General features: G+C 42.5%; 10 protein-coding genes. 2 read left to right on the top strand and 8 right to left on the bottom strand.

The features are described from left to right. Positions 1 to 491 precede the first annotated feature (491 nt). Positions 492 to 2,324 carry a DUF4859 domain-containing protein gene (locus MUCPA_RS32685; protein WP_008512544.1) on the top strand — a complete coding sequence of 611 codons (1,833 nt, stop codon included), beginning with the start codon at positions 492 to 494 and terminating at the stop codon, positions 2,322 to 2,324. Between the two features lie 595 nt (positions 2,325 to 2,919). Here the strand turns inward: MUCPA_RS32685 and MUCPA_RS32675 are convergent. The 7 genes from MUCPA_RS32675 to MUCPA_RS32640 form a co-directional block, all read right to left on the bottom strand. After that, positions 2,920 to 3,897 carry a hypothetical protein gene (locus MUCPA_RS32675; RefSeq protein ID WP_008512542.1) on the bottom strand — a complete coding sequence of 326 codons (978 nt, stop codon included), beginning with the start codon at positions 3,895 to 3,897 and terminating at the stop codon, positions 2,920 to 2,922. 34 nt (positions 3,898 to 3,931) lie between these two features. Continuing rightward, positions 3,932 to 4,630, bottom strand: coding sequence for a hypothetical protein (locus MUCPA_RS32670; protein WP_008512540.1), 699 nt, complete (start codon positions 4,628 to 4,630; stop codon positions 3,932 to 3,934). Positions 4,631 to 4,653: 23 nt separating this feature from the next. Next, positions 4,654 to 6,159, bottom strand: a complete 1,506-nt coding sequence (locus MUCPA_RS32665; protein WP_008512538.1) for a RagB/SusD family nutrient uptake outer membrane protein — start codon at positions 6,157 to 6,159, stop codon at positions 4,654 to 4,656. Positions 6,160 to 6,200: 41 nt separating this feature from the next. After that, a complete protein-coding gene (locus MUCPA_RS39110; RefSeq protein WP_040626771.1) occupies positions 6,201 to 7,535 on the bottom strand; it encodes a SusC/RagA family TonB-linked outer membrane protein in 1,335 nt (444 codons plus the stop codon). Positions 7,536 to 7,678: 143 nt separating this feature from the next. Continuing rightward, positions 7,679 to 9,391 (bottom strand): TonB-dependent receptor plug domain-containing protein, encoded by a 1,713-nt coding sequence (locus MUCPA_RS39105; protein WP_040626769.1) that lies wholly within the window; start codon positions 9,389 to 9,391, stop codon positions 7,679 to 7,681. A 731-nt stretch (positions 9,392 to 10,122) separates the two neighbouring features. Further along, a complete protein-coding gene (locus tag MUCPA_RS32645; protein ID WP_008512535.1) occupies positions 10,123 to 12,405 on the bottom strand; it encodes a S9 family peptidase in 2,283 nt (760 codons plus the stop codon). 99 nt (positions 12,406 to 12,504) lie between these two features. After that, entirely contained in the window at positions 12,505 to 14,733 is a 2,229-nt protein-coding gene (locus tag MUCPA_RS32640) for a putative Ig domain-containing protein (RefSeq protein WP_008512534.1), read from the bottom strand. Between the two features lie 190 nt (positions 14,734 to 14,923). Between MUCPA_RS32640 and MUCPA_RS32635 the strand changes: the two genes are divergently transcribed. Beyond that, complete coding sequence (locus MUCPA_RS32635; protein ID WP_008512532.1) at positions 14,924 to 16,699, top strand: aminopeptidase P family protein; 1,776 nt, start codon at positions 14,924 to 14,926, stop codon at positions 16,697 to 16,699. A 91-nt stretch (positions 16,700 to 16,790) separates the two neighbouring features. Here the strand turns inward: MUCPA_RS32635 and MUCPA_RS32630 are convergent, their stop codons facing one another. Further along, entirely contained in the window at positions 16,791 to 18,248 is a 1,458-nt protein-coding gene (locus MUCPA_RS32630; RefSeq protein ID WP_008512529.1) for an APC family permease, read from the bottom strand. Positions 18,249 to 18,264 lie beyond the last annotated feature (16 nt).

Genomic DNA, 18,264 nt, shown 5'->3' with positions numbered 1-18,264 from the left:
GATTGCAAAAAGAAATATACAACGTAAAATATATCCCGGCGGCGTTCAAAATCCCCTGATCAACTTTCATATATTTTATAAGAACGCCTCAGCCTCCATAAAAACTATAAATAATTTAACGTAGCGCTGCACAGCGTAAATTAATTTACTGGAACAAAAAAACCGAGCAGCAACTATAACGGCAATTATCGCCCTGCGCTGGATAACGCGCTCGCAATAAGTAGCAGGTTGGATAATTTTACCTTAGGGGAAAGCAACGCGCCGTGCTCTCAAAATCATTAAGAGCGGTAGTAGAAACACAACAGTATAACACCTTATTTGAGCGCGGTAAAATACTAAGTGTGCTGCGTTACGCTGTTTCTGCAACATTGACACCACACAAGTTAATTTTGGTAAAGAACACGGTAATTTCCACCTTACTTGCGCTTATCGTTTAAGCTATTTTTGTTTAAATAGATCACCCAACAAACTGATAACCAAACCATTTAATCATGATGAAATTAAAACAACTACCAATTTTGCCACTCTTTCTACTGCTTATCGCAGCGGCATGTAAAAAGAAACCACAGACAGAGATAGCCCCCACTGCTGCCATTGGAAAAGACAGCTTGTCTATCTACATCCCAAAGGAGTTTAGTACTATGAATTTTCGCGATACCACCAGCACCTGGTGCTATCCGCGCAGCAGGCAGTCCAAGCACTTCATTGTGTTTTGGGCCAAGCAATATGGAAGCAGCGACCCCAACTCTTCCAAAATACCAAGTCCGTATCGTGTTGATATCAATGATATGCTGACAAAGGCCGAAACTTTCTATGACCTTAATATTAACAAATTAAAATTTGCCGAGGTAGGCTTAGGGAAATCCAAATTGGATAACTATAAAATGATGATCTTTTTGTATTATGAAGATCAGTGGCGGGCAACAGGCTCAGGTTACGACGATATAATTGGCGCGCTATGGATCAGCCCCGCAGCGGTGAAACCCGTAGGGGCAGTGATAGCGCACGAAATAGGTCATTGTTTCCAATACCAGGTTTTCTGTGATCTGGGTACCGGGCACGGGTTTAGATATGGCTTCAATGGTAGCCCAGGTAATGGTTTTTGGGAACAAACTGCAAATTGGCAAGCTTATCAGAGCTACCCTTCTGAAGTGTTTGCCTCGGCGAATTTCCCGGTTTATCTGGAGAATTGTCACCGCCATTTTAACCACGAGGATTATAGGTATGCGAGTTATTTCCTACACTATTATTGGGCTTCAAAACACGGCATTGATGTGATCGGTAAGATTTGGCGGCAGGCACTTGAGCCGGAAGATCCAGCTCAAGCGTACATGCGGATGATGGGCCTTAGCAACGCACAGTTTAATGATGAACTTTACGATGCGGCCACGAAATTTGTAACCTGGGACCTGGATGCGCTAAGAACCTTAGGTCAAAACTATATTGGTATGCAACCTTATGATTTTAATAAATTAACTGATGGCAGTTTTCAGGTTACGTATGCGCGTTGCCCTGAATCTACAGGATATAATGTTATTCCATTGAAGGTTCCGGCAGCCGGCACTGTATTAACAACTAATTTCACAGGCATGCCTAACGCCAGTGGCTATAATATGGTGAATGCCAGCCAGGCGGGATGGCGTTATGGATATGTTGCCCTGCTAAATGATGGTTCCCGGGTTTATGGCAATATGGCGCAAGGCATAACAAATGCTGTAAATTTTACCGTACCTGCCAATTGCAGTAAAATTTGGTTTGTGGTTACAGGCGCCCCGGTTAATTATTCGCCACATGCATGGGATAACAATAATACCAACGACGAACAATGGCCCTACAAAGTTAAATTCACTAACACTACCTTGTTTAATGACACCGGTTTTGATCCTAATGCCACACCTCAAAACACAACTATCACTACCGACGTAAAAGTGCCGTTTGATAACGTGAACTATAGCAGTACTAATGTAACTATTGATATGCAAAAACTGTCTCAGGCCTTTTCACTATCGCAGAGCCAAATATCTGCGCTGATTGGCAACACTATTACCTTTTATGGAGTAGAGAGTAATGGCAACCTGAACAGCCAAACCACCGCAAATGGCTATGGACATTGGTTCGATATGGGTGGGAATGTGATCAATTGGGGCGATAATGCCAAAGTTTATTCGGAAATGGATGCCACTAAAATTCAGTTTACAATTGGCCTCTTCCCAACACATGTTGCAATAAATGATCAATTTACCATCAGACAGGCTTTAGTTTATCAATATCAGTCTGGAAAAAAAGTACAGGCAACCTTTGTATTCAATGTTAAAATTCAATAGTTTTTGGCATTAAAGTTTGAATAAAAAAGATGAAGTGAATATTTAAATAAGGCGGGGCAAATATTATACATTAAGCACCGCAGCACACTTACTTTCACTGCGTTTTAAAACAAAAAAGCTTCAGCAATTAATCTGAAGCTTTTTTGTTTTACCTATAGTCGGGAATTAATAACGTGCCAGCCAAGTACCTGATATATATCAAGCACTTCTCCCCTAACCAACGTTGAGTAAAAACAAATAAAGTAATATTATCAAATACTTCCGGCGTGGTTATCCTGTATATAGGTAAAGTAAACGCAGTGACATCGCAATCAGAGATGCTATCTTGAGGGCGCTAATTGCTTGAACTATAGAAAATTTCGTCATCAGCCTTCGCAAAGGAAAATTGTATGATGTAAACAGCAGTCTCAAATAAAAAATCTAAATCATCTCGTAAGTATCTACAATTTATATTCTTGCGCATTGTCCATAATACGATAGCCCTGATGACTCTGTCCAAAACCTTTTTCAAACAAATAGTCCACAACAGCATAAATAAAAAGTCCCCGTAAGCAATAATATCGCTCACGGGAACTTAATACTTTGAAATGTTTGTTTAAGGCACTCTGGTTACATCTGTGAGGATTGTAGTAATCGTAAAGGTTCCTTTAGCTATATAGTAATTTATAGTGAAAGTTGTATTACAATTCATACCGATGTCGGTATGTTTTCCAGATACGCTGTAGTAGTGAAGACCGCCGGAAAACCCTGACGGATATGCCTTTGAATCATTAAAAATCGGAAACTGCGGAACGCCTCCCGGATACCTAAACTCAAGCGAAGTGTCAGTTTTTGTTACTGGATAATATGGATCCCAGTCTGCAAAAGAAGGCCGTGAAGGCCTCCCGGTAATTTCGCCATTGGCGGGGTTAAAGTTTTTGCCATTTTTGTCTTTCCACACATATATAATTTTATCCGGCCCCGTTGCATTACGTGTTATCTTACACTTTAATGTACTGGCCGGCAGGGTAGTAAAAGTGGTAAACGCGGCATCGGAGTGATTATATGCCAAGTATAGCAGACTGTCGGCGATGGAGCCGACAACATTGATCTTACAGGCGTTAGTCAAAGTTCTGGTGCCTCTGATATTGGTTACCTGTACATCAATGGTATATTGCCCTAACGGTACAAATTTAGTAGCCTGGGTAAATTGCAGACGGCCGCCAATCGGATTAATACTAAATGGGGCTATGGCACTGTCTTTTAATTTAGCACTCAAAAGGGCAAGCGTCGAATCGTTATAACTTATCGAACCCTTGTACGCTCTGATGGTATCGGGTTTTAAAAAATAACTACCTGCATCTTTACCGGTGGCAAGCTCACGTATGCCAAGCAACTTAACATTAACCGGTGTGGTCGACCCATCGATCACCAAACCGGCTGATACTGTTGTTATCCCTTGAGCCACGGTAAACGGATTAACATTATAGTAAATGTTATCACTTATAAAGCCTTTCTCAATTTTCTGACAGCCGCCAATCAAGGCCGCGACGAGTAAAATGGAAGCAAAAAACAAAATCGTATTTTTGTACATGGTTACTTAATTTAAATGATTTGAGTAAATCCCATTATAATTTGTATAGCGAAACATTATTTGCTAAAACGTGCAACGTTGTGCCGCTACTGGTTTGAATACCCTCGGTTTGACAGTAATACACCGCATCAGGTTTATCGTTTGCCGGTGCGCCAGCGGAGCCATCTAATACACCATTTACTTTTACATAAGCCAGAATGTAGTAATTAAGTGTAAGTGAAGTATAAGCCAGGTTTAGCGCATTGGCTGCGGCAACTTTTTTGATGGCACAGGGTGCAGCTGTGCCAGCCATATTAGTATAGGGTACAGCGGCCAAGGTTGCCTTATCCAGCGTAATTGTTTGGTTAAACATGTACTGTTTAATCAATTTAGAGCTGATTGAGTCGGTAAGTTGACTGATCGTTGTTACAGGTGTCAAAATAAGATTTCCGTTTTTATCTGTGGTTTTAATAATGATTGATTTCATTAACGAGTTAAGGGCCATATCAGTAAAAGCAAAAAACGTCTTGCTATTGTTAACACTATCCTTTAGCTTATAATGATCTATTAATGTTATAAGGGTATCAAACTGATGATACTGGTTATTCTTCAGGTAATCATACGTTGTGAATGGCGTAGCGGCTTTATTTAAACCACCATCAGTGAGGTAGGCGTCTTTCTTACAAGCGTATAAACTCACTACCAATACTATTGCCAACATCATGGTTCCAATCTGTTGATATATATTTTTCATTGCTATATTGTTAAACTTTATAATCAATTTACTTTACCTACCCAAAAAGCAGTTTGTGTTAACTTGGAGTTTGTAATAAACAAGGTTGGATCAACAGGCCAGTAATATTTGCCTGCCAAAAACTCTGCAGTGCTTATACCGTTACTAAATAGGGATACGCCGCCCATCAGCCTTCCAAACCTGATTAAATCAAAAGTACGGTGCCCCTCTAAAAACAGTTCCCTTCCTCGTTCGTCAAGCACGGCCTGTAGTATAGTTACGCTGTTAAGCCCGGTTAAGGGGGCTGCATTTCTGTTGCTTCGTATTGTATTCACAAGCGATAAGGCTGTACCGTAATCGGGCGCAGGTCGGCCACATAGCGCTTCAGCCTTTAACAACTCTATATCCGCCAGCCTAAAAATCACGATATTATTCAAAGAAACTTTGTATGCTGTATTATTATTGACATTTTGGATATTGGTATACTTGATGCACTCGTAAAGCGAGGTGTTACCGTTCGAGATACTAATAAATCCTTTTTTAAACCTGACATCGTTAGTATCGGTATATAACTGGGTTACTACACTGTTGTCAAGCTTCCACAAGGGGGCTGTGCGGATTATATAAGGCGAACTTAAGGTTTGCGATGCAAGGGTGTAATATACATTGGCGTTACTGGCTTCCGCGAGCGTATTTTGGGCTATTTCAAAAATACTTTCCTGCGATTGCCCTTTATAAATATCCATAAAATTGCCTGGGGTAGTTAAACTGTACGAGCCTGAATTGATAACAGCATCGCAAGCTGTGTTGCAACCAGCATAATCGCCAATCCAGGCATCGATATGCGCCAGCAGTGCGTAGGCGGCACCTTTATCGGCACGAACAATCCTATCCGAGGATGAGTTGTCTTTCCAGTCCAGGTATTGAATAGCTTTATTTACATCGGCGATAGCTTGTTTTAGTACGGTTGCTTGCGGAGACCGCACATATTGTTGAGATACTGTAGCATCGGTATTCTCTAAAACAAGTGGCACATCGCCCCAAACCCTGCACATCGTAAAATAGCAGAATGCACGAGTGAAGTAAGCTTCGCCAAGATATTTGTTTTTCCTGGCCATCTGATCAGCATCAGATGTTCCGTTAAAAGCGCTGTTTGGCATCGCGCTTATAAAAGAAACGCACCTGTTACTTTGAGCAATAGCTGTGTAGTAAGGGGTAAATAATCTCAACTTTAAAAGCGGATTATCCACCGCTGTACTCGCAACAGCAGCCCCCCATTTAAATGACAATACGTTTTGAAACCAAGTATCGTCAGATGATACGAATTCGCCGGATATTAAATCGCCATAAGCATAGTAGCCGATTGACGAGTTAAAGGCACCTCGTATCAATGAGTAACATGCTGCCACACCAGTGTTAGCATCCCCATCCGACTGCCAGGTTGTTGCATCTGTTGGGGTACTAATTGGTGATTGATCAAGAAACTTTTTACATGAACTTGCTAACAGCCCTATCGCCGTAATGTATATTAAAATGTATTTAGTTTTCATTTCGTGTTGATTTAGTTGATGTTTCAATTACCACTTATATCCTAAAAGCCGATATTAACACCTAAAGTATATTTAACAGCTGTAGGATAAATCACGTTAGATGATCCGGTGGTTGGATCAACTAATTCAGGATCTGCAATATCTTTTGCTTTTTTCCACATCAGCAAGTTATCTCCCATACCATAAATATTAAACTTCTTAAGGCCTATCGCTTTAAGCCATGCTTGGGGCAAGTCGTAACCAAGGGTTACGTTCTTCAATTTGATAAAACTGCCATCCCGGATAAAGTAGTCGGTACCAATATTCCATGGATCTAAACCATTGGCATCAGTAGTATTGTAAACTAACCTGGCGTATTGACTTTGATCGCCTGGTTTTTGCCAGAATTGGCCCAGCGAATTAGTGAGTGTTGCCACACCTGCTACGGTTCCCCATCCGCTAACGTATTTACTGCCATTTAGGGCATCGGATAGCGCTCCGTTTAAAATTTTCCTTCCGGCCACAAACGAAGCAAAGAAACTTAATGTAAAACGTTTGTATCTGAAATTACTTCCAAAACCGCCGGTGAATTTAGGATTTGGATTTCCTGCGATGTACTTATCATCATCATTGATATTATAGTCGCCGTTAATATCCTGATATTTCGGATCACCCGCGTGGAGCGTGAATCCTTTAAGCGTCATCTTTTTTCCGGTGATAGGGTCTGTGGGTACTTCGGCATCAGTTGCGTATACGCCATCGGTATGCCAAACCCTATAATTGAATATTGGCTCGCCCAGGGTGAGCGTTTTGTAGAACCATGGATTATCAAATAGAAAATCGCGGTTATCGTTCGGTAACTTAGTTACCATATTCTGGTTATAAGAAATATTGAAATTAAAGTTCCACTGTAAGGGCGATTTAGGGCCAAGTACATTGATATTTGTTGCAAACTCAAGTCCCTGGTTACGCAGATCTACATAATTTCCTGAATAGTACTGGTAACCACTTGTGGCCTGCGCAGGCACGTTATAAAAAAACACATCTTTCGAATCCTTTTGATACCAGTCTACCGTAACATTAACACGGCCATCAAAAAGTTCCAAATCGCCGCCTAAATCTAACTGAGGGTCTTTTTCCCATCTTACGGTGTTACTGGCCTTAACCCCATAATTATAAAAATTATTATAATAAGAGTAAGGCGAAACTACCGTCGTACCGTTATAAGTACTGGGATATCCGCCCAGATACCCATTCCTGTCTATTGTCCCGTTAGTGCTGGCAAAATAGCTGGCATCGTTGGCCAACGTCTGATATTTAGAATACCACTGCCCCGGATCCTTTCCTGTAATACCGTAGCTGGCTCTGAACTTTAAGAAATTGACAACCTTCTTCAAAGGCTGAAAAAAGGACTCGTCAGATACTATCCAACCAGCCGCTGCTGCGGGAAAAGTCCCCCAGCGGTATTCGGGGCTGTAAATGGAACTTGCATCCCGGCGAAAACTGGCTGTGAAAAGGTACTTACCTGAATAATCATAATTTAAACGGGCATAGTACGATTCTGTAGTTTTACGTTGCGCGCTTGTAGAAACATATAAGTTTGCTCCGGAGGAAACCGTTTGTATAGTGTTGATTCCCGAAAGCTAATTCCGGCGGCTGACGCATAATTATAATAACTTTCGTAACTGTATAGCGCACCACCAACAGCCATAGTAAACCTGTTTTTTTTGATTTGTTTGCTGTATTGCAGGAAATTTTCAAACGACCACGAAGGATTACTGCTATAGATATCGTAAGCGGTATTTAACGAGCCATTTAACTCTACCGGTGAAAAATAGCCGTATTTATCTGTATAATTTGAAGATCCGTAAGTGCTGCTAATAGTCAGGTTAAGTGTTATCGTATCTACTAAGTGCACCGAGCCGATAATAGAAAACGCCCTATCATCGTCATAGTAATGTTTTTTTCCACTATATACCTCTATCTGCGATGGTGTTAGTTGGGCAAATGAGGTTGGAAAATTCCGTGAATTGAATAAATAAGCACCCGAGCCGCCAACTCCGTGGCTCTGCCGCTCTGAACTCATTAATATATCGGCCGTAATATCCAGTCCTTTAATAGGTTTAATAGTCATGTTTAAATGAGGTGTAAACTTTTCAAGCCCATAACCATTTATAACGCCTTGTTCGTTGTAGTGATTCATTGATATACGGTAAGATGTTGTCCCCGTATAAGCGCTTATAGCTACATCCTGACTGTTTACGATAGCGTTTTGCCTAACCAACAGGCCTTGCCAGTCAACGTCATTATTAAAGGCTGAGTTTAAACTGTCGGTAATAGCCAAGGGGATATATCCCTGTAGCTTATCGTTATAAGACAATTGTTGAAGTAGCTTTAATTTAAGGGCTCTTTCGGCGGCACCCGTACTTACCTTAATAAAATTTGGCGCTGTTGTTACACCCGCATAAGCAGATAAAGAAACCTGGGCCTTACCACGTTTAGCCTGCTTGGTTTTTACAATAATAACGCCGTTACCTCCCCTGGCTCCATAAATAGCGGCCGCGGAGGCATCTTTTAATACATCTATAGATTCGATATCATTTGGATTAATCAAAGAGAGCGGGTTATTATTACCATAAGATGATCCTATCGCATTCACATCAAAAATAACGCCATCTATTACATATAAAGGCCCTGTATTTCCTCCGTTAGCATTCCCAAAATCAATATTGGTAGCGCCGCGAATTACAATGGCTGGCTTCGATCCTAATTCGCCCGTGCTCGACAGTACGCTCACACCGGCAAGGCGGCCCTGGAGCATCTGGTCAAAGCTGGCCTCGGGGATGTTGGCTATATCCTTACCATTTAAAGATGATACGGCGGCGGTAAGTTCGCGCCGGGTTTGGCTTTGATAGCCAACAATAACCACATCGGTAAGCGCATGTTCTTCAACCTGTAGTGTAACTGAAAGGGGCTTATCCCCCACTTTTACTTCCTGGCGCTTAAAGCCAATCAGATAGACTACAATTGTGTTTGCGCCTCCCTTTAAACTGAGCTGAAATTTACCATTGGCATCAGCAAAAGTGCCGTTGGCTACCATACCTTTTTCGGTAATGGTTGCACCTGCTATCGGTTTTCCCTCGCTGTCTTTTACTTGTCCGTGCGCAACAACACCGTTGGTTTGAGCATGGGCATAATTAAGCCAAGTGCTGAACAAGTAACATAGCATGAGGAAGAGTATTCGTTTTCCCATTGTGTTTTGATTTTTTGTGTGATGATTAATCGATGAATTAGATTTTAGTTAAAAGATGTATGTACATCCTTGATGTTGAAAAGATAGTCTGGTAAGTTTATGCCATATCGTTTTATTTTTTTAAATATTAATAAATATTATTTACATGTGTTAAAAAAGCCTTTGTCCAATAATTAATTAAATATTGTTGGGGATGTATTTTAGCGCTATAAACTGAATGCTAAATCTCTGTTAATCAAATATAAACAGATATGGATTTGGCGCCTGTTCATAAATTACCTGTCTGTTACCAGATTTTGGCCTGTTTTATAAAGGGGCAACTTTTTACTTGCTTACTCAAACAATTACCTGTTAAAAAAAGCGCAAAACCGTTTTTCTACAAAACAAAATTTGCATGTTTGATCTATCTGAAAAATACGGACAAGGTCTTTATATGAGCTAAAAAGCCGTGAGAAGAACGAGCGCAGTTGAAGAGCTAAAATGCGGCTACCGCGGTGGCAGAATTTATAAAGAGATTTGGTTATGCCAGTTTATAATTTTAATACAATACCTCTTACTAAAAATTATTTCGAAAATGATAAGCATGAAGATTGCAAGGTTAATGGTTAAAATCAATAACCCGTTTAACCGGAATCACCAGATACCAGCACGAACATCAAAAAAACAATCAAACATCGGTCGCGAAAATATTGGTCTGTTATGTATAGGTTGCAATTAAAAGTTCCTAATTCTCAATGTTCTCCCAGTTCCCTGGCAGGTGGCTCAACCTGCAGTAAATGCCTTACAAAAAAATCTCTCTTTTTGCGACGGCCATAAGGCCCGCCATCGCTGTGCCCCATGCCGGGCACGGTCAAAAAATCGAAGTTTTTGTTGCTTTTGATTAGGGCATCGGCTAAGCGATAGGTAGACTCAGGCGGAACATTTTCGTCGGCCTCGCCAACAATCAATAACAGGTCTCCTTTTAGTTTATAGGCATTGGTAATGTTTGATTGTTGTTCGTACTGCGGGCCTACCGGGTAACCCATCCATTGTTCGTTCCACCATTGCTTATCAATCCGGTTGTCTTGACACCCGCAGGCCGATACGGCAGCTTTATAAAATTCCGGATGGAACAATACCGCGCCTGCCGCATTTTGACCGCCCGCCGAAGTACCATAAACGCCTACCCGAGTGGTATCTGCCTGCGGATATTTTTGGGCCATAGCCTTCATCCACAAAATCCGGTCGGGAAAACCGGCATCCTGCAGGTTTTTCCAGCAAACATCATGAAACGCTTTCGACCGGTTGGCTGTACCCATCCCATCCATCTCAACCACAATAAAACCTAATTCGGCAATGCTCTGCATTTCGTTAACGGGCGAAAAATTTTTCGGCGTAAACGAATCCTGCGGCCCGGCATATATATTTTCGATAATAGGATAGCTTCTGGAAGGATCAAAATTTGAAGGGCGGTAAATCACTCCCCAAATATCCGTTTTTCCGTCTCTGGCCTTGGCCACAAATATTTCGGGTAATTTAACCCCGGCCGCCTGCAAAGCATGGATATCCGTTTGCTCAACAGTTAAAACGGGAGCGCCGTTTGCCGTCAGGCGCAATTCGGTTACCGGAGGGACGTTTACCTGCGAATAGGTATCCAAATAGTACTTTCTATCGGGCGAGTAAACCACGCGGTGATTACCTTGAGCCGGTGTAAGGTTCACTATATTACTACCGTCGAAACCAATGCGATAGCTATGGATAAAATAAGGGTCTTCGCCCGCATTCATACCGCTGGCGGTAAACCAGATCTCACGCTTTTTTGTATCAACGCTATCCATATCCCTCACTACCCAATTGCCTTTAGTTACCAGTTTTTGAGCGCCGGTAATATCGTTAACTATATAAATATGCCTCCAGCCATCTTTTTCCGTTATCCAAACAATCTCGTGTGTTTCGGGCAGGTAGCGGGTATAAATGCGCTGCTCGTAAATAAAAGTGTTTGTTTTTTCGTCAATAATGTTGCGGGTGTTGCCATTTAAAACATCAACTTCTATCACCCTGAAACGCTGATGGCCGCGGTCGACCTTTTCATAAGTAAAATACCGGTTGCTGCCTTTGCGCCAGTGCAATTCGGGAGCGCCAAAAAAATCGATCTTTTCGGTATTTATTTTGATGCTTTTTTTATCGGCTATACTGAATATATAGGGCGTAAAGCTGGTCATATCATCGCCGGGCTGCATATATTCGCGCGATTTAAGCTGGCCGCGGGTTGTCCCGGGTACAGAGCTTAAAACATAATATACCTCTTTCGTTTTTTTAGGATCGATCAAAAATCCGATGACGTTTTTACTGTCCGGCGACCAGCAGAACTCGCCGTAAGGTTTATCCAAACTGCCATCAGCTGTTATCTGTACTTCCTTTTTGCTTTCAGCATTCTTTACAAAAAGATTACCTCCTTTGCCAAAGGCGACCCAATGATGATCCGGGGATACGGAATCCCGACCGACCTCTTCCCACCGGCTATGATGTACCTGCAAGGGTTTATTATTATCATACCGTTTAAAAGCGGTATCGGTGGTTAAATTGCATTTAAAGGTTTTCAGGTTGCATTGTAACCAGGTATTGCTTGTTTTGAAGCTAACGGTACTTTTATCTGCACTAAAAAACATTTTACTGATATTCAATTTCTCAGCATCCTGACTTTTACCCGTTACGGCCTGAATACTTTCGGCTAAACGCTTGTGATCAAACGCTAATTTTTTTGTTTTGTCAGCCCCGTTTACGTAATCATACTCCTGTGTGTTCCGCGGCAAACGTTTTACGTACCAGAAGGAACCGTCCTGCTGCCAGTTAGGAGATATGTTAACATTGAGCGGAATAGATCGAAAGATGGAATCGACTTTGTTTTGACGAATATATGCCTCCCTGATCTCTTGTTTTGAAGGATAATACGGTACCGCCTTTTGTTGCCCGTAGCTATTGCCAGCAACCATGGCAGTAAAAAATAAAACCAGGATACGTGATGAAAAGTGCATATGATTAGAAATAAACAAAGGCTAAATTACAAATACACGCAACGCGTGTTAATCAATATATTAACCGACAATAACTGTGAATTATCCATTTAATAGCCGTTAATTAGCAAATACCTTAATTAACCTAACGCCATGCGGCGGAATTTGAAATATTAGCTGGCGCAAATGGTTGCCTATATTTTTTTGAGCCCATAAATCCCTAATACTGGCGGTCTCATTGATCCCCAAATCAGTCAATTTCAAGGTATAACCAGCATAACTGCTGCCTAAATTAAATATCCCAATCACATGGCTACCATCGGCCATCTGCTTCACCCATACCTGAAAGTTATACTTGTCAATCATCTTTTGAGCCTGTTTTCCCGCCGCATCCTGGTCAACAGCTATCACTTCGTTATTCTTCAATAAATTAAGTGTGAATTCATCCAGGTTACTCATATCACAACCAATGAGCAAGGGGGCCGATAGCAGGCACCATAAACTGATATGCGTATATTGCTCATAAGGGGTTAACCTGCTGGCGTGCAGATTTTCGCCCCAGCCCACCTTACCTACAATCAACATATCCGGGTCATTCCAGCCCCCTGGATGTGCGTACGGATAAAAATTGCTTTGCGCAAAGCCAATACTGTATAAACTTTCCCAGGTATCGGTAATATCTTCTGTTGTGCGCCATAAATTGCCGTTCATGCTGCTCCCCCATTTCCAAACATCGTGGATGCCGTATTGGCAAATACTATATATGATATCCCGGGGTTGTTTTTCCAGATAATTGCGCATCAGCATATAGGGTTTTTGCTGTACTGATAAGGATGTATCATTACCAATAACATCGGTATAGCTACATAAATCATACTTCAAATAATCCACTCCCCATTGGTTATAGGTTACGGCATCCTGTCCCTCATGCCCTAATGAGCCTAAAAAGCCACCGCATGTTTTGGTGCCTGGCGATGAGTAAATACCAAACTTTAAACCTTGCTGGTGCAGGTAATCTCCGAGGCCGCCCATATCCGGAAATTTTTCATTGGCTTTAATTTCTCCATCTCCGGCCCTCCCGGTTGCTTGCCAGCCGTCATCCACATTAATATAGTTCCATCCGTAATCGGCCAGCCCTTTTTGTATCATGGCATCTGCCGAACTTTTTACCTTTTCGGCGCTTACGCTTAGTCCCCAGCAGTTCCAACTGTTCCACCCCATGGGCGGGGTTAAGGCCAGGGTATCACCAACTTTTATTTCTAAACTTTTTTCATATTTGCCCAAGCTATTGCTTGCTTTGATCAATAAAGTATAAGTTCCGTTTGCTTGAATACTGCCCGAAATAATGCCGTTTTTTTCATCTAAGCTTAAACCTTCAGGCAGTTGCTTTATACTGAAATTTATTGGCTTGCTGCCGCTCACAGGTATCCGGTATAAAATAGGGTGCAGCGCCTTTACCCCCAATACTGCCGCACTATTGATAACTGGTGTTAACGGAGCCCGGGGCGTTAAAATATAAGGCGCTATTTCCGTATAACTTTTCCCCTTGCCCGAACTTTGTTCTGTGTAATTGTACACCAACTCGATGCCTTCGCGGTGTGGAAATTCAATTGCCAGTTCTTTTGATTCGAACGGGCCGAGCGCTACCGGCAAATTTACATCCCGCAAACGCTTTTTCCCGGCGGCATCGTTAATGGTGTAATGAATGGTGCCCCTAATGGTTGTGTTAAACTTATTTTGAAGGCTTAACTTACGCAGCACTTTCCCCGAAGGTAAAAACATGATTTCTTTAGCTTCAAACGCAATGCCATCGGTTTTTTCCAGCATGTCTAAAAAAGGCTCACCCATAAATATGCCTCCCGTGCCTCCTCCATCATAAACTTTAACGGCAATTACATTATCCTCGTCCCATTTGATAACAGAACTATTGGCGGATACCGCATAATTACGTATAGCGGGCCATTTACTTACATATCCTCCTTTATCATCTGGGAAAGCACCTGTTTTGCCAATTATTTCTCCGTTAAGATAGGTTTCGTCGGCATCGTTTACATGGGCCAGGTAAATACGCAGGCTATCGCCCCAAACCGCTTGTTTTTTTAAGGACGAAGGGATACGAACATGAATGCGGTACCAAGCGTAGCCGTGATAATCGGGAAAGCCCTGATTTTGCCAAACTTCGCCTGTTTTGATGATCTTCCAATCGTGGTCATTAAACACACGATTCTTCCACTCAGGCTGATCACCAGTTATAAAACGGGCAGTATCCAGCCTGATGTAATCTGCATTTTGAGCCAGGCAAGCAGTAATGTTGAACGTGATAATAAAAGCGATAATAAATTTGGCCATGGCAACTAAAACAGGGATGATGATATAACAAATTTAGGCTTAAACATGGCCGCTTTATGGCTCTATCTTAGTAAACAGCCGCAACATTTTAGCTGGAATACAAAGCCAAAACAATATATAACAACAAGGGGCTAAGATTTGATATGACGGCAAGCGTGCAAATTGTACTTTTGCGTTATAACGTACTATCATGACATATAAACAAAAACTCGCAGCCATACGCGAGCAAATGAAGGATAAGGGTATTTCCGCCTATATCATCCCCTCCGCTGACCCACACATCAGTGAGTATTTGCCCGACTACTACAAATGCCTTCAATTTGCTTCCGGATTTACCGGTTCGGCAGGCACATTGGTAATCACGCTCGATTTTGCCGGACTATGGACGGATTTCAGATACTTTGTACAGGCCGGAGAACAATTGCAGGATACCGGCTATGAGCTGGTTAAGCTGAAAGTTCAGCACGTGCCGGAGTATATCGACTGGTTGGCAGACGTACTGGATGACCATGCTGTTGTTGCATTTAACGACCGATTATTATCGGTTTTACTGGGCGAATTACTGCAAAAGCAATTGGCTGATAAACAAATTATTTTTAAAAGCGAGGATCTTTTAGCCCATATATGGGCGGACCGGCCTGCCTTACCCAAAGCACCGGCTTTCTGTATCGATGCTCAATTTGCCGGCGAAACTGTTGAAGATAAATTGAAGCGCCTTAGAGCCGCCATGAAGGCCGCTAAAGCCGACCATCACCTGATCTCATCCTTAGATGATATTGCCTGGCTGTTTAACATCAGGGGTGGTGATGTGAGTTATAACCCGGTAGTATTAAGTTTCGCCCTGGTCAGCTTTAACTCCGCTTCAATTTTTATGGATCCGGAAAAACTGACAGCGGCAGATACCGCTTTATTAAACCATGCCGGGGTTCAAATTTTTCCTTACGGGGATATCGACAAGGAGCTCTGCGCCCTACCCGAAAGTTGCAATATCCTGATAGACCCTAAACGCAATTGTTTTGGCTTATACAAACTTATACCTCAATCGGCCATAGTTGTACAGGACATCAACCCTACAACACACTTTAAAGCGCTGAAAAATTCTACCGAAATTGAACAAATGCGGTCGGCTATGATTAAGGATGGCGTAGCCATGACCCGTTTTTTTATGTGGATGGAACAAAACATCGGCAAAATAAAAATTACCGAATTATCGGCCTCCGCACAGTTACAAAAATTCAGAGAACAGCAGGAAACCTTCGCCGGGATAAGCTTCAATACCATAGGCGGCTACCAGGCCCATGGTGCCCTACCGCATTATATGGCTACAACTGAAAGCGATTCGGAAATTTTGGAAAAAGGTTTATTCCTGGTTGATTCGGGCGGGCAGTATTTTTACGGAACTACCGACATTACCCGCATGATACCGCTTGGCGAACCCACCGAGGATGAAAAAACAGATTACACGCTGGTTTTGAAGGCTATGATAGAGGGATCTAAAACCCTTTATCCCAAGGGCACCTGTGGCTACCAGATTGACGCTATTTGCCGCCGTTCACTATGGGAACACGCTATTAATTACGGGCACGGCACCGGGCACGGCATAGGCTTTTATCTGAATGTACACGAGGGGCCGCAGACTTTAAGTCCGGCCAATACTGCTGTACCGCTGCAAACAGGCATGATCACGTCTATTGAGCCTGGAATATACAGGCCCGGCAAACATGGCGTAAGGATTGAAAACCTGGTATTAACCGTTAGCCATACCGTTAATGATTTTGCCGAGTTTTATGCGTTTGAAACTTTAACGCTGGCGCTAATAGACACCGCTTTGGTAAAAAAGGATTTATTGGAAAGCAGTAATGTTGCGTGGCTCAATAACTATCACCAGATGGTTTATGACAAATTAAGCCCACATTTAAGTACCGACGAACAATTGTGGCTGAAACAAAAAGCGAAAGCTATATAAAACAAAAACCGAGGCCAGTATCATACAGATATTGGCCTCGGTTTTTGTAATGATGATATGTGTTTTATGGAAGGCGCGCGCCTACCGGTGTTTATTCAACAAGCGGACCTTCTAAGGGTTGCGGTAAGGGATTTAATGTTTTTTGGCGGCGCATAATCAGGTAATATGCAGGTATACCCGCCAAGGTGATGATTAGTCCGGGCCAGGTATAGTTAGGCTTAAATTTAATGAGCAAAATACAGAAAGCCAGCCCCATTACCACATATAAAATGGGCAGCACCGGGTACCCAAAAGCCTTGTAGGGGCGCTCGGCGTTGGGGTATTTTTTACGTAAAATAAAGATACCGATGATGGTGAGCATATAAAATACAACTACCACAAACGAGATCATATCCAGCAGATCGCCATACTTACCGCTAAGGCCCCAGAGGCACGCAAATAAGCACTGCACCCAGAGGCCATAACCCGGTACCGAATTTTTATTTAAAACGCCCGCTTTGTTAAAAAACAACTTGTCTTTAGCCATCGAAAAATACACCCTGGCCCCAGCCATAATTAAGCCATTGTTACAACCAAAAGTTGATACCATGATGAGCACCGCAATGATGACAGTACCTGCGCTGCCAAATATATGTTGCGAAGCAGCCACCGCCACCCTGTCTTTATCGGCAGTAGCTATTTCATGAAGCGAGAGAACGCCCGTGTACATGATATTAGTGACAATGTAAATTACGGTAACCAATAAGGTGCCCAAGGCCAGGCTTAGCCCGATGTTCCGTTTAGGATTGCGGATCTCGCCGGCAATAAAAGTTACATTATTCCACGAGTCGCTGCTGAAAATAGAGCCTACCATGGACGAGGCGATTGCACCCAGAGCAGCAACCGTTGTATAAGACTGAATACCGCCGCCTTTCATCAACCCGTGCAGGTTCCATGCCCCGCTCCAGTTTGCTTTCCAGACATCGCCTTTCAGAGCGATAAACCCGAAAATGATCAGGCCGAATAAACTGAGCAGCTTGGTTAAAGTGAAGGTAGTTTGAATCCGCTTTCCGCTTTTGATGCCCTGGGTATTGATAGCTGTAAGCAGGATGATTAAGATGATTGATACCAGCTGAGCGGCGTTAAAAACAAACGTATAGTTACCTAAAGGTATTTTAAACAAAACATGATCTTCACTTACAGCCGGAACCAGGTAAGCCATAAACTTGGAGAAAGCCACACCCACTGCGGCTATAGTAGCAGTTTGTATTACGGTAAAAAAGCTCCACCCATATAAAAAACCTACTAAGGAGCCATAGGCTTCTTTCAAATAAACATACTGGCCGCCTGCTTTGGGATACATGGCACTTAACTCGCCATAACTAAGAGCGGCAGTAAGGGTCATAAACCCGGTAATCAGCCAAACAAATATCAGCCAGCCTGTACTACCCACATTACGGGTAATATCGGCACTAACTATAAATATACCGGAGCCTATCATGCTGCCGGCTACCAGCATGGTGGCATCTATCAGTCTTAGCGAAGGTTTGAAAGTAGTGTTATCATCCATGGATTGCCAGAGGGGT

This window comes from Mucilaginibacter paludis DSM 18603, from assembly GCF_000166195.2.
In the GTDB taxonomy this organism is placed as follows: domain Bacteria; phylum Bacteroidota; class Bacteroidia; order Sphingobacteriales; family Sphingobacteriaceae; genus Mucilaginibacter; species Mucilaginibacter paludis.
Note: the sequence above shows the minus strand (reverse complement) of the source record. Positions and strands in the feature narration are given on the sequence as shown.

Bases quoted from the DNA above. Each gene is read 5' to 3' on its own strand.
- MUCPA_RS32645 (WP_008512535.1), bottom strand. From the start codon at position 12,405: ATGCACTTTTCATCACGTATCCTGGTTTTATTTTTTACTGCCATGGTT.
- MUCPA_RS32665 (WP_008512538.1), bottom strand. From the start codon at position 6,159: ATGAAAACTAAATACATTTTAATATACATTACGGCGATAGGGCTGTTA.
- MUCPA_RS32670 (WP_008512540.1), bottom strand. From the start codon at position 4,630: ATGAAAAATATATATCAACAGATTGGAACCATGATGTTGGCAATAGTA.
- MUCPA_RS32685 (WP_008512544.1), top strand. From the start codon at position 492: ATGATGAAATTAAAACAACTACCAATTTTGCCACTCTTTCTACTGCTT.
- MUCPA_RS32640 (WP_008512534.1), bottom strand. From the start codon at position 14,733: ATGGCCAAATTTATTATCGCTTTTATTATCACGTTCAACATTACTGCT.
- MUCPA_RS32675 (WP_008512542.1), bottom strand. From the start codon at position 3,897: ATGTACAAAAATACGATTTTGTTTTTTGCTTCCATTTTACTCGTCGCG.
- MUCPA_RS39105 (WP_040626769.1), bottom strand. From the start codon at position 9,391: ATGGGAAAACGAATACTCTTCCTCATGCTATGTTACTTGTTCAGCACT.
- MUCPA_RS32635 (WP_008512532.1), top strand. From the start codon at position 14,924: ATGACATATAAACAAAAACTCGCAGCCATACGCGAGCAAATGAAGGAT.
- MUCPA_RS32630 (WP_008512529.1), bottom strand. From the start codon at position 18,248: ATGGATGATAACACTACTTTCAAACCTTCGCTAAGACTGATAGATGCC.